The sequence below is a fragment of the Streptomyces sp. NPDC058650 genome (assembly GCF_042717315.1).
Classification (GTDB): domain Bacteria; phylum Actinomycetota; class Actinomycetes; order Streptomycetales; family Streptomycetaceae; genus Streptomyces.
Map to the genome: position 1 here is coordinate 37,093 of NZ_JBHXRL010000017.1, position 14,114 is coordinate 51,206.

The window sequence follows — 14,114 nt, forward strand, 5'->3', positions numbered from 1 at the left end:
CACTACCGCCCTTCCTCAGCCGCACGCAAGCGGTTCGACAAGGAAATCCCGGTCGTCGCACTAGACTGGCGGGCTGTTTGGCGCTGGATCGGAACAACCCGGGCAGACCCGGGCTCCTCCGGCGACCCGGACGTTCCGGGAGCGAGACACGAGGGCCGATGTCAGCCACACCTGAGCGCGGTGAACTCACTCTGCTCGACGAGGGGGAGACGTACGAGGAGCCCGGCAAAGCGGCCCGGTTCTCCGCCGGACCCGCCGCCCCGCCCCGTACGCTCGTCGACATCCTCGACGCGACCGTCCGGGCGTACCCCGACGAGCCCGCCCTCGACGACGGCACCACGCAGTTGACCTACCGCGCGCTGGCGGCCGAGGTCGAGCGTCGGCGTCGCGACCTCGCCGCGGCCGGCGTCGGGCTCGGCGACCGGGTCGGCGTACGCGTGCCCTCGGGGACCAACGAGCTGTACGTGGCCATCCTCGCCGTACTCGCCGCGGGCGCCGCCTACGTGCCGGTCGACGCTGAGGACCCGGACGAGCGGGCCGAGCTGGTCTTCGGCGAGGCCGCGGTGCGCGCGGTGCTCGGCGCCGGACAGTCCGTCGAGGTCACCCGGGCCCCGGAGCCCGGCCACGCCCCCGCCGCCCGCCCCGGGCCCGAGCACGACGCGTGGATCATCTTCACCTCCGGCTCCACCGGCGTGCCCAAGGGCGTCGCCGTCGGCCACCGCAGCGCCGCCGCGTTCGTGGACGCCGAGGCCGCGCTCTTCCTCGCCGAGGAACCGATCGGACCCGGCGACCGGGTCATGGCCGGTCTCTCGGTCGCGTTCGACGCCTCCTGCGAGGAGATGTGGCTGGCCTGGCGCTACGGCGCCTGCCTCGTGCCGGTCCCGCGCTCCCAGGTGCGCAGCGGCGCCGACCTCGGCCCCTGGCTGGTGGAACAGGAGATCACCGTGGTCTCCACCGTGCCGACCCTGGCCGCGCTCTGGGAGCCCGACGACCTGGGCGAGGTCCGGCTGCTGATCTTCGGCGGCGAGGCCTGCCCTCCCGAACTGACCCAGCGTCTGGTCACCGAGGGCCGCGAGGTCTGGAACACGTACGGCCCCACCGAGGCCACCGTCGTCGCCTGCGCCTCGCTCCTGACCGGTGAGGAACCGATCCGCATCGGTCTCCCGCTGAACGGCTGGGAGCTGGCCGTGGTCGACGAGTCCGGCGAGCCGGTGCCCATGGGCGGCAGCGGCCAGCTCGTGATCGGCGGCGTCGGCCTGGCCCGCTACCTCGACCCCGCGAAGGACGCCGAGAAGTACGCCCCGCTCACCTCTCTCGGCTGGCAGCGCGCCTACCGCAGCGGCGACCTCGTCCGCGCGGAACCGGAAGGGCTCGTCTTCCTCGGCCGCGGCGACGAGCAGATCAAACTCGGCGGCCGCCGCATCGAACTGGGCGAAGTGGACGCCGCGCTCCAGGCCCTGCCCGGCGTCGCGGGCGCCGCCGCCGCCGTCCGCACCGCGCGCAGCGGCAACCAGCTCCTCGTCGGCTACCTCGTCACCCAGGAGGGCTGGGACCACCCGACGGCGGTCGAGCGGCTGCGCGCCGAGCTGCCCGCCGCCCTCGTACCGCTCCTCGCGCCGGTCGACGACCTGCCCACCCGTACCTCCGGCAAGGTGGACCGGGACGCGCTCCCCTGGCCGCTGCCCGAACTGGAGACCACCGGCTCCGCCGAACAGCTCTACGGCACCGAGGCCTGGCTCGCCGAACAGTGGAGCGCGACCCTGGGGGTCGCCGTCACCGGCGCCGCCGACGACTTCTTCGCGATCGGCGGCAACAGCCTCGCCGCCGCCCAGCTCACCACCCGGCTGCGCGCCCGCTACCCGAGCGCGGCCGTGGTCGACATCTACCAGCGACCCACCCTGCGCAAGCTCGCCCGCCACCTCGAAAGGTCCGCACAGGACGACACCGCGGCCCGGACCGTCGCCCCCGTCCCGCCCCGGACCCAGGTGACGCAGTCGCTCCTCCTGCTCCCGCTGTTCACCCTGGTCGGCCTGCGCTGGACGGTGGCGCTCCTCGCCCTGGGCAACGTCCTGCACCGGTTCGGGCCCTACCCGTGGGCGCCCACCGCCTCGTGGTGGCTCGTCGCCGCCGGCGCGGCCCTGCTCTACAGCCCGCCGGGCCGGCTGGCCCTCGCCGCCGGCGGCGCACGCCTCCTGCTGCGCGGGGTCACGCCGGGACGCTACCCGCGCGGCGGAAGCGTGCACCTCCGGCTGTGGACCGCCGAACGCCTGGCCGAAAGCGTCGGCGCGACCTCCCTCACCGGGTCCTGGCTGGAGCGCTACGCACGGGCCCTCGGCGCCAAGGTCGGACCCGACGTCGACCTGCACTCCCTGCCTCCCGTGACCGGCATGCTCAAGCTCGGACGCGGCTGCGCCGTGGAGTCCGAGGTGGACCTCTCCGGGCACTGGCTGGACGGAGACCGGCTCGTGATCGGCCCGGTCAAGGTCGGTGCGGGCGCGGTCGTCGGCACCCGCAGCATGCTCTTCCCCGGCGCACGGGTCGGCAAGCGGGCCGAGGTGGCCCCCGGTTCCGCCGTGACCGGACAGATCCCGACCGGCCAGCGCTGGGCCGGAGCGCCCGCCGTCAAGCTCGGCAAGGCCAAGCGCAACTGGCCCGAGGGGCGCCCGCCGCGCGCCGCCCACTGGCGCGCCCTGTACGGAGCGGCCGGCTTCTGCCTCACGGCCCTGCCCGTGCTCGCCGCCCTGCCGGCGCTGCTCGTCGTCAGCCTGTTCGTACCCGCCGACGCCACGCTCGCCGAGGCCCTGCGCGGCGCACTGACGGCCGTGGTGCCGGGCGCGCTCGCGTTCGGTCTCGCGTACGCGCTGCTTCTGCTCGTCTCGGTGCGTCTGCTGAGTCTCGGGCTGCGGACCGGGACACACCCGACGCACAGCCGGGTCGGCTGGCAGGCCTGGACCGTCACGCAGCTGATGGACCTCTCCCGGGAGACCCTCTTCCCGCTGTACGCCGGGCTGATCACCCCCGTGTGGCTCCGGCTGCTCGGCATGAGGATCGGCCGGGGTGCCGAGGTGTCCACGGTGCTCGCGCTCCCGAGCCTGACGACCGTGGGCGAAGGCGCGTTCCTCGCCGACGACACCCTGACCGCCCCCTACGAACTGGGCGGCGGCTGGGTCCGCATCGGACACTCCGAGATCGGCCGCCGGGCGTTCCTCGGCAACTCGGGCATGACCGCCCCGGGGCGCAGCGTGCCCGACGACGGGCTGGTCGGCGTACTGTCCGCCACCCCGAAGAAGGCCAAGAAGGGCAGCTCGTACCTGGGCCTGCCGCCGGTCAAGCTGCCGCGGTCCGCCGCCGCCGCGGACCGGAGCCGCACCTACGATCCGCCCGCGCGCCTACTGTGGGCCCGGGGCCTGGTGGAGCTGTGCCGGCTCGTCCCGGTGTTCTGCTCGGCCGCGCTCGCCGTCCTGACCGTGGCCGCGCTGTGCGCCCTGGCCACGACGGACGGGCTCGGGACCGCGGGGACGGCACTGCTCTCCGGAGTGGTCCTGCTCGCCGCCGGGGTGGCCTCCGGGGCGGTCTCCGTCGCCGCGAAGTGGCTCCTCGTGGGCCGGCACCGGACGGGGGAGCACCCGCTGTGGAGCGGCTTCGTCTGGCGTAACGAACTGGCCGACACGTTCGTCGAGGTCCTGGCCGTGCCCTGGCTCGCCGGATCGGTGCCCGGGACTCCGCTCCTCGCCCTGTGGCTGCGCGGTCTCGGCGCCCGGATCGGCCGGGGCGTGTGGTGCGAGAGCTACTGGCTGCCCGAGACGGACCTGGTGACGCTCGGCGACGCCGTCACCGTGAACCGCGGCTGTGTGCTGCAGACGCACCTCTTCCACGACCGGATCTTGAGGACGGATACTGTGGTCCTCCGCGAGGGCGCCACCCTGGGCCCGGGCGGAATCGTCCTGCCCGGAAGCACGGTCGGGGCCCGCAGCACACTGGGACCCGCCTCTCTCGTGATGGCCGGGGAATCCGTCCCCGCCGACACCCGCTGGCTGGGCAATCCGATCGAGGCGTGGCGGTCCTGAAGGGGCCACGGCGTACGAGCACAGCGCAGGGAGCGGAAGCGGCAGTGAGCGGCCAGCGGACAACGGCGTCGGACCCGTACTTTCCGGCCAACGGCGACCCCCGATACCGCGTACACCGGTACGAGATCGCTCTGGACTACCGTCCCGGCCCCAACCGGCTGGCCGGGACGGCCCGGCTGAGTGCGATCGTCGGCCGGGCGCCGCTCACCGAGTTCGCCCTCAACCTGTCCGAGTTCAAGGTCGGCCGGGTCCAGGTGAACGGCCGGGCTCCGCACTACACCCACCGGGGCGGCAAGCTGCGGGTCCGGCCGGCCAAGCCCCTCACCCCCGGCGCCGCCTTCACCGTGGAGGTCCACTGGTCGGGCAACCCCAAGCCGGTACGCAGCCCCTGGGGCGGCCTCGGCTGGGAGGAGCTCACCGACGGCGCGCTCGTCGCGAGCCAGCCGGTCGGCGCGCCCTCCTGGTACCCGTGCAACGACCGGCCCGCCGACAAGGCCTCGTACCTGATCTCGGTCAACACCCCCTCCCCGTACACGGTGGTCGCCGGCGGGCGGCTGCTGACCCGGACGACGAAGGCCTCCACGACCACCTGGGTGTACGAGCAGACCGCCCCGACCTCCAGTTACCTGGTCGGCCTGTCCATCGGCATGTACCAGACCGTGCTGCTCGGCGACCCCGGGCTCGGCGGGGTTCCGCAGACCGCCCACGTACCGGCGCACCTGCTGCCGAGGTTCTCCCGGGACTTCGCCCGGCAGCCGGCGATGATGCGGCTCTTCGAGGAGCTGTTCGGCCCGTACCCCCTGGGCGAGTACGCCGTCGTCGTCGCCGACGAGGAACTGGACGTGCCGGTGGAGGCCCAGGGGCTTTCGCTCTTCGGCGCCAACCACGTGGACGGTGTGCGGGGTTCGGAGCGGCTCATCGCCCATGAGCTCGCGCACCAGTGGTTCGGCAACAGCGTGACCATCGGCGACTGGCGGCACATCTGGCTGAACGAGGGGTTCGCGAAGTACGCCGAATGGCTCTGGTCGGAGCGTTCCGGCGGTCGTACCGCGCAGGAACTGGCGGCCGCCGCACACCGGTTGCTGGCTTCGCAGCCGAAGGACCTGGTCCTTGCCGACCCCGGCCGCAAGCTGATGTTCGACGACCGCCTGTACCAGCGCGGGGGGCTCGCGGTGCACGCGATCCGCTGCGCGCTGGGCGAGGGCCCGTTCTTCCGCATGCTGCGGGACTGGGCCACCGCGCACCGCCACGGCGTGGTGACCACCGCGGGCTTCACCGCGCATGTGGCCCGCTACGCGCCCGAGCCGGTGGACGGCCTGCTCGCGTCCTGGCTCCACGAGCCCGCCCTCCCTCCGCTGCCGACCCCGCCGGCCGGCCACCCGCCGATTCCGTCCCGCCCCGGGTACCCGCCGACGAACGGCGGGTCGGGGGTCGGCTGACCTCAGGTCGGTACGGGGCCGTGGCGGGGCGGCGGGGTCACGCGGACGTCGGCCGGCCGGGCGGCAGCGCGTGCGCCAGGAGGAACTCGGTCGCCCCCGCGATGGCCTCGGCGTAGGTGCCGTGGACGGCCTGGGACTCCTGGGTCCGCCCGTCCGCGGCGGTGGCGCTGTACCACCAGGCGTCGGCGTCCGGGTCGTGGTGGATCACGGCGGAACCGCCCGCGTAGCGGAGCGGGATGGGCTCGCCGGCGGACTTCTTCACCACCGCGTGGGGCCACTTGAGACGGGCGGACTGACGCTTGATGCCGCCCCAGGCCGCACCCAGCTGGGCGTAGTTCGCTCCGCTGCGGCCGGCGACGGTGGCGGCGCTCTCCGCCAGCCGGTCGACGGACTGCTTGGCCTCGTACAGCGCCCGCAACAGCGCCAACTGCACATCGGGCGAGGCCATGAGCGCGGGGTCGAAGGGCTTGTCCGCGGCGCGATAGGCCAGAGAGCGCGTCGAGATCCGCTCGGCCAGCGCGCGGACCGCGTCGTGGACCCTCTCGTCCATGGCGAACGAGTCGTCCAGGGTGGGTTCGTTCCAGGCGGGCTCCGTCAGAGTCAAGACGGTGGTCCAGAAGTTCTCGTCGTTCTTGTCGGGAGTAGGGATCCCTGCCACATCATCCATGCGACAAGTCTACCTGTCGAATGACCTGAGCGACAGGAATAACTGTCGAAGGTCGCGACCGTCTCACCCTCCCTCTGGCTGTCTTGCTTCCTTGTGGCCACGAGGCCGTCACGACAGGGACTCGGGTGCGGCCGACCGGCCGGCGGGCGTTCTACCGTGAAGGCCGATCCGGGGGGTGCGATGCGGCGTCGGTGGTGGTGGGGGCTGCTGGTCGTGGTGGTGGGGTTGCTGCTCGCGGGCTGTTTCGCCCCGCAGGGGCCGATGTTCGGTGACGGTTCGGCGGTTCCCGAGGAGGCATCGCGTGATCGGCTGCCGGTGACGTTCACCTGCCATCATGATCGGCATGGACGCTAGATTTCTCGGTATCGCTGATCTGGTCGAAGCCCCGTCCGTGGCGGTCGTGGTCGACGTCATGCGCGCTTACACCGTGGCCGCCTGGGCCTTTGCCCAGGGCGCGGAGAAGATCGTTCTTGCCGAGTCGCTGGACGATGCCCTGGCGCTCACAGCCCGCCACCCGGAGTGGGTGGCGCTCAAGGACGGTCCGCCCGCGCCCGGGTTCGGTGCCGTCAACTCGCCGGGCCTGCTGCGCTCCATCGACCTGAGCGGACGGACCGTGGTGCAGAAGACCACGGCAGGCACCGTCGGCGCCCTCGCGGTGAAGGAGGCGTCGCTGGTCCTGTGCGCCGGCTTCGTGGTGGCGGAGGCGACGGCTCGACTCCTGCGGACACGGAAGACCGACAGTGTCACCTTCGTGGTCACGGGCGAGGACGGGAAGGCCGAGGAAGATCTGGCGTGCGCTCAGTACATCGCTCGGAGGGTCACCGAGACGGGGGCGGACGCCGGCGAGTTCCTCCGCCGCGCCGCCGCGTCACGCGCCGCTTTCGAGCTGGCGGAGGGCGTGCGGCAAGGAGCACATCCCGATGACGTCGCACTCTGCCTTGAGCTCGACCGGTTCCCCTTCGCCATGGTGGCAGCCTTGGAAGGCTCCCTCATGGTCCTCCGCCCGTGCCCCGTGCCTCCCGACGGCCACGCCCTTCAGGGCGACGCGCCGTAGAGCGTGGCGACCGCGGCGGCGCGGTCGCGCAGTGCGGTGCGCAGCGACTCCGGGGCCAGGGCTTCCGCGTCCGAGCCGAGCTGCCACAGCGCCCATACGGCGTGTCGCGCGTCCTGGAAGGTCACATCCAGCAGCAGCCGGCCATCCGCGTCGGGGTCTTCCGCGCGGACGGCGAGCGCGGCGTCCAGCAGCTCCTCCCGCCGCGCCGGGTTCACCCGTACCCGTACGACGATGTGGTCGCCACCGGACAGGAACCGCGCGGAGCGCTCCCGCCAGATCCGGTCCAGATCGACCCGGTTCGGTCGCTCCGCCGTTTCGGGGAGTTCCTCGGCGGCCAGCACCCGGGACAGCCGGTAGGTCCGGTCCTCGCCCGATCTCGTGGCCAGCAGGTATGCCCGGTCGCGTACGGTGACCAGCCCGATCGGGTCGACCGTGCGCCACTCCGGTGGCCGGCCCGTCGCCGCGTAGTGGATGCGCAGCTTGTGTCCGGCGAGCACCGCGCGCCGGACCTCGACCATCGTGGTGCCGGGCACCTCCTCGGTGACCAGCCGACGCGACAGCAGATCGGTCTCCGGGTCGACGAGAAATCGCTGCGCGGCGTCGCTCGCGGTGGCGCGATGGCCTTCCGGCAGCGCGTCGACCACTTTCCGCATGGCTGAAGCGAGCGCCGAGCCGAGGCCGAACACCTGCTCGCCGCGCCCCGATCCGGCGGTCAGCAAGGCCAGGGCCTCGTCGTGGTTCAGACCGGTGAGCTCGGTCCGGAAACCGGGCGACAACGCGAAACCACCGTGCCGCCCGCGCTCGGCGTAGACCGGGACGCCCGACGCGGACAGCGCCTCGATGTCGCGCAGCACCGTACGGGTGGAAACCTCCAGCTCACGGGCGAGGGTGTCCGCCGTCAACTGACCGCGCTGACGCAGCAGCAGTACCAGCGAGACCAACCTGTCGGCGCGCATCCGAGAACGCTATCGGAATACATGACCAAGGGTGTCGTGATTTGCTGCGAGGCTCGTTCACGCGACGTCGAAGCCGGTGGTTACCGAGGCGATGGACGTCCGTACTCCCCATGAATCGAATGGAGCTGACGTGGCGATGGAACGAACGGCGATCAACCCGGTGACGTGGTCGGTGGACATGGGCTTCAACCAGGGGGAGCTCGTCGCCGGGCACACCCGGACCCTGTACATCTCGGGGCAGACCGCGATGAGCGGCGAGGGCAAGCCCCAGCACGACGGTGACATGGCGGCGCAGTTGGCGCTGAGCATCGACAACGTGGAGGCCGTGCTCGGCGAGGCCGGCATGTCCCTCGCCGACCTTGTCCGGCTCAACGTCTATACGACCGACGTCGATCTGCTCTTCCGGCACTACGGCGTGCTGGCGGCGCGGCTGGGCGCCGCAAGGGTGGCGCCGACCACCACGATGCTCGGAGTGACGCGGCTGGCGATCCCCGGCCAGTTGGTGGAGCTCGAGGGAACCGCCGTCGCGTGAGGTGACCCGGTGACGTCCGCTCCTCGTGCCGGGTGGATCGGTGCGAGGAGCGGACGCGGCGGGGCTCCTGGGGCGGGAACTCCGGCCCGGTTCAGCCACACTCTTCGGAACACGTGAGCACCGTCTTGGCGATCGTGGTGCGCGCTTCGAGAGCGGCATGGGCGTCCGCCGCGTCGGACAGGGCGAACCGCTGCCCGATCCGGACCCGCAGCCGCCCGTCGCGGACCAGCTGGAGCACGGCCGTTCCGCGGCGGAGCAGCTCTGCCCGGTCCTGGATGTGGTGTGTCAGGTTGGGGCGGGTGACGTACACGGACCCGGCGGCGTTGAGGCGCTGCAGATCGAAGGGCGGCACGGCGCCGCCGGACTGCCCGTAGACCGCCAGGACTCCGCGCGGGCGCAGCGAGGCGAGGCTCTCGTCGAACGTCGGGCCGCCGATGCCGTCGAACACCGCGGCGGCGCCCAGGCCGCCGGTGCGCCGCCGCACCGCCTCCAGCAGCGCGCCCGGCCGGTAGTCCACGACCTCGACGGCGCCGGCGGCACGCGCGGCCTCCGCCTTGGCCTCGGTCGACGCGGTGCCGATCACCGTGCCGCCGCGCAGCCGCACGAGCTGAGTCAGCAGCATGCCTACGCCGCCCGCGGCCGCGTGTACGACGACGGTGTCGCCGGCCTGGACCGGATAGGTGTCGTGGCACAGGTAATGCGCGGTCATGCCCTGGAGCAGGGTGGCCGCCGCCGCCTCGGGTGCCAGTCCGTCCGGCACCGGCACCAGCCGGTCGGCGCTCAACAGCGCGTACTCCGCATAGGAACCCGGCAGGTTCGCCCAGGCGACGACGTCACCGACGGCGACCTCGCGCACCCCGGGCCCGACCTCGACGACGGTGCCGGCGCCCTCCTGCCCGGGCACGAACGGCAGTTCATGCGGATAGAGGCCGGATCGGATGTAGACGTCGACGTAGTTGACCCCGGCGGCGGCGAGCCGCACCAGCGCCTCGCCCGCCCGCGGCGAGGGGCGTGGCAGGTCGACGAGTTCGAGCACGTCGGGCCCGCCGGCCTTACTGACCTGAATCGCTTTCATGACGGGGATCGTAGGACGGTCGTCCGCCGCTGATCGAGTGCCGGGCGGTTCAGCAGTCGTCATAGCCGGCCTCTTTGGCGAGGTCGCGGACGAGTGGCAGGACCTTGCGGATCTCGGTCTCGTGACGGAGCCACTTGTCCGGGTCGGGAACGGTCTGGGTCATCACGACGGGGAGGTCGCGGCGGCCCCAGGCATCGGCGAAGGGCAGGTCCACCGCCTCGGCCACGGCCTCCATCGTGGCCACCGGGTCGGCCTTGACGTCCTCGTAGCGGACGAGTACGGAGTTGCCGGTGGGGGCCATGGCCTGGGCGGCGTCCAGGACGGCCCGGTTGTGGGCCAGCCAGTTGTGTGCGCAGACCTCGGCCAGGGGCAGGTCCACCCAGTCCTGCCAGCCGGGCGGCAGGCTCAGGTTCCACCACTGCTTGCCCCACGGGAACACGTCCGAGTAGCCCTTGATGCGCAGCGGCACCGGCATCGGGTAGGAGAAGAACATCCGCGGGTTGAGCCAGGCGTCCATCAGGGAGCCGATGCTGGTGCGCGGATCACGGACGACGAAGACGTACTTGGCGTCCGGGTAGAGGGCCTGCAGGAACGGGATCCGGAAGCAGGACTGGATGCTCTTCTCCACCAGCCGGATCCCGTCGGCGAGGTCGGCCTCGGTGGGGCGCGGGCCGCGCGGCGGGAAGCAGAACGGGGTGATCTCGTCGAGTTCGCCGCCGTCCCGCGTGGTGGGCGGGCCTACCGGCACGTCGCCCGGGAAGCGCTCCTGGAGGGCCTTGAGCGGCACGTCGTAGTAGTGCGGCTGGAGGCCCTGGGCGCTGATGAAGTCGAGGAAGTCGAGCTTGTCGCCGACGGACCACTCCGCGCCGGGCTTGCGCGCGGCGGCGAGCAGGTCCGCGTTCAGCTGGGCCGCCACCTCGGGGGTCGCGTCGGAGGCGTCCAGGGCGTTGGAGTGCCAGCCGCGCCGGCTGGGGTGCAGGCCGTCGCGTTCCCAGATCGGCTTGCCTTCACGGCCGATGCTCCAGACGTGCTCGCTGCGTTCGATCAGGCTGCGGACGAGGCTGGTGCCGGAACGGGGGTGACCGACGATGAAGATGGGCTGCTTGAGCATGGCTGAGGTCGCTTTCGTGAGGAGGCGGGTTCTCATGCGGGCCAGCGAGCGGACCTGACGTGCCGGTTCGCGAGCCCGGCCACGGTGATCAGGGCCTGGACGACCGTGATCAGCACGATGGCGCCGGTGACGCCGAGGAACTGCAGGGACAGACCTCCGACCAGGGAACCGAGCGGGGATCCGGCGCCGATGAGGGTGATGGTCGCGGCGATGGCCCGGCCGCGCCGGTGGTCCGGGGTCTGCCGGAAGATCATGATGTCGACGAGGATCTTCAGTGCCGGCAGCCCGAGTGCCGACAGGGTCAGCATGGCGAAGACCCAGACCGGTCCGAGCGGGAGCGCCAGGAGGGCCACCGCGACCGTGGTCAGCGCGGACGCGGAGAGCAGGAGCGCGCCGGGGCTGAGCCGCCGGTTGAGCCGCGGCACCAGCGCCGAGCCGACGAGCATGCCGACGGCGGTACCGGACAGGGCCAGACCGATCGTGCCCGCGGAATGGTGCTGGTCGCGCAGGGTCACCATCACCATGAGGATCGCGGCGGTGATGCTGAAGTAGAAGATGCTGACCAAGAGCAGCGCGGACCGCAGCAGCCGGTCGCCGATCAGTTCGCGCAGTCCGGAGAAGACGTCGGCCAGCGGACTGAGCGCGCTCTTCTGCTCGTTGCTCACCGGCTCCGTGACCTCCGCCGCCTTCGGCACGCGAATCGCCAGGGCGCAGACGAACGAGATCACGAAGCCGGCGATCGCCGCGATGAACGGGAACGTGCGGGAGACCAGGTAGAGCGCGCCGCCGAGGGGCGGTCCCGCCAGGGCGGCGGCTCCGCTGCGAGCCTCGTCCTGACTGAGCGCCGCGGTCAGCTGATGGTCCGGCACGACAGCGCGGATCAGCAGCATTCGGGCCGGTGCGCCGAAGGCCGTACCGGCGCCCAGGACGATCGCGGCCAGGATCAGAAGGGCGAAGTTCGCCCGGCCGGCCATCAGAATGAGGACGATGAACGCCAGTGTGAGTGCGCGGACCGCTTCGGAGATCAACAGGATGCGGCGCCGGTCCCACCGGTCGACCACCGCGCCGGCCGGTAGTCCGACCAGGAGAGCGGTGCCGATCTGCGCGAAGCCGAACAGGCCGGCCAGCGCCGGTGATCCGGTCAAGGACATGATCAGCAGGGGATAGGCGACCTCCACGGTTTCGAGGCCGAGGTTGGCTGCGGCCGCCCCGATCCACAGAATTTGGAAGCGCCGGTTACGGCGCAGGGGCACGGGCGTGGCAGGAGCTTCGCTATCACGCTGACGTAAGCGTTCACTCATGCGTGAACGGTAGCATGCAGGTGAATGGTTCGCTATGAGGAAACGGAGATGGGTCAATGGCTGACGGGTCAACGGCTGACGATGCCGACGCGATGGCGGTCGTCCGGGAGGTGGACGACGTGGAGACGCTGAAGGCCCTGTCCGACCCGCTGAGGTTGGCGATCCTGCGCACGATGATGAGCGACGTGCGCGGGTCGCACCGGGTGAAGGACATCGCCCAGCTACTGGACCAGCCGCCCACCCGGCTCTACCGGCACATCAAGGTGCTCGAGGCGGCGGGCCTGATCAAGGTGACGCAGACCCGGATGGTCTCCGGGATTCAGGAGAGCCAGTACCAGGTGGCGCAGTTCGCCCTGCGGCTGAGTCGCGATCTGCTGGCCGCGCCGGGCAACGCGGGCGAACTGGCCGACGCGTTCGCCGTGGCGCTGAACGACTTCCGTGACCGGCTCGTACGGGACATCATCAGCGGTCGCTTCCAGCCGGGGCCGGAGCCCGAGGCCGCGGAGAAGCCGGATCCGCTCGGCCCGATGGTCGTGGCGCTGGACCGCCGGCTGACGCCGGAGCGGGCCACCGAGTTCCGGTCCCGCCTGTCCGCGCTGATGGAGGAGTTCAACCGCCCCGACGACGAGGAGAACGCCGTCGTGCCGGTCGAGTTCCTGCTGATGTTCTGGGCGCCCAAGGAACCCACGGGGGAGTCGCCCGCGTAGTCGCGGGATCCATGGCGGCATGCCAGTGACCGCGCCAGACGTCTTCTCACGTCTCGGCGCGGTCATGGGCATGCAGGGAGGAACACGTCACTCCGGGCACGACTGTCAGGTGTTCACGACGACCTACTTGGTCGTGATGAAGAGCCGGCCGCCGGGGAACCGGTGCGGCACGCACCGAGCCTGGTCGAAACCGGCCTGCCGGAAGCGGGCCAGCCAGTCCTCCTCCGGAGGCAGCGTCACGTTCATGAACCCGGCGTGCAGATAGGTGAACAGCGCGCTGAACCGGCGCTCGCGCTCCGCCGACGCGTACGGCACCGAGTCGGTGATCGCCATGATGCCGCCCGGACGCAGCGCCTCCCGGCACCTGCGCAGCACCCGGTCGAAGACGTCGCCCTCCTGCGCGATGTCATGGAAGACGAACCCGGCGTGGATGACATCGGCACCGGCCAGCGGCGCGGGGTCGTCGGCGATGGACTGGATCGGACGCTCCACCACTTCAAGACGGTCGCCGACGCCCGCCGCCAGCGCGGCACGCGCCGCCTCCTGGCACGCGCCGGCACTCATGTCCAGAGCCACGCCGGTGCTCTCCGGCAGCCGGCCGAGCAGGTCGATCAGCAGACCGGCGGCACCGGCGCCGAGGTCGACGATCTTCTTCGGCCGGGCGGCGAGGATCGCCTCGGTGGCGGCCGGGTAGAAGCCCTGGCTGCCGATCCACCGGGAACTGACCGCCACCTCACGTCCGTTCCGCTGGTACTGCGCGGCGGAACCGGCCGGGTCGCGCAGGAACGCGGCGGGGTTCTGGAGGTACGGCTGGTTGGCCCGCAACGACCAGGTGAGGTAGCCGGACTCGTAGATCCGGTCGGCGAAGTCGTCCGCGACCCGGAACTCCTTGACGCCGGTCGGCACCAGCAGCGCCGCGGCCACCAGTGCGGACAGGAAACGGCCCATGCCCTCTTCCGGCACGTCCGCGGCCACGGCCAGCTCGGCCACGGTGACCGGCTCGCCGCGCTCCAGCAGGGGGACGATGCCCAGCCGGTCGGCCATCTCCAGCAAGGCGGCGACGGCTGCGAGATCGGCTGCGGTCTCCGGGGGACTGATGCTTGACATCGCGTTCTCCCACTCCATTTCGACGATCATCTCGAGTTCCACGGTGCCGGGCCGGAAGGGTGTCCGGCCGGCGGGCCCGGCACCGTCGGCGCCGTGCC

General features: G+C 71.9%; 11 protein-coding genes. 5 read left to right on the plus strand and 6 right to left on the minus strand.

The window, feature by feature from the left end:
• Positions 1–158 precede the first annotated feature (158 nt).
• Positions 159–4,067: a Pls/PosA family non-ribosomal peptide synthetase gene (locus ACFWWU_RS26585; protein ID WP_384148467.1), complete on the plus strand. Its 3,909-nt coding sequence runs from the start codon at positions 159–161 to the stop codon at positions 4,065–4,067.
• Positions 4,068–4,111: 44 nt separating this feature from the next.
• A complete protein-coding gene (locus tag ACFWWU_RS26590; protein WP_384148469.1) occupies positions 4,112–5,506 on the plus strand; it encodes a M1 family metallopeptidase in 1,395 nt (464 codons plus the stop codon).
• Positions 5,507–5,543: 37 nt separating this feature from the next.
• On the opposite strand, the gene ACFWWU_RS26595 is transcribed toward ACFWWU_RS26590, so the two are convergent.
• Positions 5,544–6,173: a hypothetical protein gene (locus ACFWWU_RS26595; RefSeq protein ID WP_384148471.1), complete on the minus strand. Its 630-nt coding sequence runs from the start codon at positions 6,171–6,173 to the stop codon at positions 5,544–5,546.
• A gap of 343 nt (positions 6,174–6,516) precedes the next feature.
• On the opposite strand from ACFWWU_RS26595, the gene ACFWWU_RS26600 reads away from it, so the two are divergent.
• A complete protein-coding gene (locus ACFWWU_RS26600) occupies positions 6,517–7,227 on the plus strand; it encodes a 2-phosphosulfolactate phosphatase (RefSeq protein WP_384148654.1) in 711 nt (236 codons plus the stop codon).
• Here ACFWWU_RS26600 and ACFWWU_RS26605 read toward each other — a convergent pair.
• Complete coding sequence (locus tag ACFWWU_RS26605; RefSeq protein WP_384148473.1) at positions 7,209–8,183, minus strand: helix-turn-helix transcriptional regulator; 975 nt, start codon at positions 8,181–8,183, stop codon at positions 7,209–7,211. The two genes, ACFWWU_RS26600 and ACFWWU_RS26605, sit on opposite strands and share 19 nt — an antisense overlap.
• Positions 8,184–8,319: 136 nt before the next feature.
• Between ACFWWU_RS26605 and ACFWWU_RS26610 the strand changes: the two genes are divergently transcribed.
• Positions 8,320–8,715: a RidA family protein gene (locus ACFWWU_RS26610; RefSeq protein ID WP_384148656.1), complete on the plus strand. Its 396-nt coding sequence runs from the start codon at positions 8,320–8,322 to the stop codon at positions 8,713–8,715.
• Positions 8,716–8,806: 91 nt separating this feature from the next.
• Here the strand turns inward: ACFWWU_RS26610 and ACFWWU_RS26615 are convergent, their stop codons facing one another.
• The 3 genes from ACFWWU_RS26615 to ACFWWU_RS26625 are packed head-to-tail and all read right to left on the minus strand — an operon-like array spanning position 8,807 to position 12,202.
• Positions 8,807–9,790: a quinone oxidoreductase family protein gene (locus ACFWWU_RS26615; protein WP_384148475.1), complete on the minus strand. Its 984-nt coding sequence runs from the start codon at positions 9,788–9,790 to the stop codon at positions 8,807–8,809.
• A 49-nt stretch (positions 9,791–9,839) separates the two neighbouring features.
• Entirely contained in the window at positions 9,840–10,901 is a 1,062-nt protein-coding gene (locus ACFWWU_RS26620) for a sulfotransferase family protein (protein WP_384148476.1), read from the minus strand.
• 32 nt (positions 10,902–10,933) lie between these two features.
• On the minus strand, positions 10,934–12,202 hold the full coding sequence (locus ACFWWU_RS26625) for an MFS transporter (protein ID WP_384148478.1): 1,269 nt from the start codon (positions 12,200–12,202) through the stop codon (positions 10,934–10,936).
• A gap of 56 nt (positions 12,203–12,258) precedes the next feature.
• Between ACFWWU_RS26625 and ACFWWU_RS26630 the strand changes: the two genes are divergently transcribed.
• Positions 12,259–12,909, plus strand: coding sequence for a helix-turn-helix domain-containing protein (locus tag ACFWWU_RS26630; protein ID WP_384148480.1), 651 nt, complete (start codon positions 12,259–12,261; stop codon positions 12,907–12,909).
• 123 nt (positions 12,910–13,032) lie between these two features.
• Here the strand turns inward: ACFWWU_RS26630 and ACFWWU_RS26635 are convergent, their stop codons facing one another.
• The gene (locus ACFWWU_RS26635; protein ID WP_384148482.1) at positions 13,033–14,016 is read right to left on the minus strand and encodes a class I SAM-dependent methyltransferase; all 984 of its coding nucleotides are present in this window, start codon (positions 14,014–14,016) and stop codon (positions 13,033–13,035) included.
• Positions 14,017–14,114: the final 98 nt, after the last annotated feature.

Coding starts and splice junctions, on each gene's coding strand:
- ACFWWU_RS26615 (WP_384148475.1), bottom strand. CDS start 9,790: ATGAAAGCGATTCAGGTCAGTAAGGCCGGCGGGCCCGACGTGCTCGAA.
- ACFWWU_RS26610 (WP_384148656.1), top strand. CDS start 8,320: ATGGAACGAACGGCGATCAACCCGGTGACGTGGTCGGTGGACATGGGC.
- ACFWWU_RS26620 (WP_384148476.1), bottom strand. CDS start 10,901: ATGCTCAAGCAGCCCATCTTCATCGTCGGTCACCCCCGTTCCGGCACC.
- ACFWWU_RS26595 (WP_384148471.1), bottom strand. CDS start 6,173: ATGGATGATGTGGCAGGGATCCCTACTCCCGACAAGAACGACGAGAAC.
- ACFWWU_RS26625 (WP_384148478.1), bottom strand. CDS start 12,202: ATGAGTGAACGCTTACGTCAGCGTGATAGCGAAGCTCCTGCCACGCCC.
- ACFWWU_RS26585 (WP_384148467.1), top strand. CDS start 159: ATGTCAGCCACACCTGAGCGCGGTGAACTCACTCTGCTCGACGAGGGG.
- ACFWWU_RS26630 (WP_384148480.1), top strand. CDS start 12,259: ATGGCTGACGGGTCAACGGCTGACGATGCCGACGCGATGGCGGTCGTC.
- ACFWWU_RS26635 (WP_384148482.1), bottom strand. CDS start 14,016: ATGTCAAGCATCAGTCCCCCGGAGACCGCAGCCGATCTCGCAGCCGTC.
- ACFWWU_RS26600 (WP_384148654.1), top strand. CDS start 6,517: ATGGACGCTAGATTTCTCGGTATCGCTGATCTGGTCGAAGCCCCGTCC.
- ACFWWU_RS26605 (WP_384148473.1), bottom strand. CDS start 8,183: ATGCGCGCCGACAGGTTGGTCTCGCTGGTACTGCTGCTGCGTCAGCGC.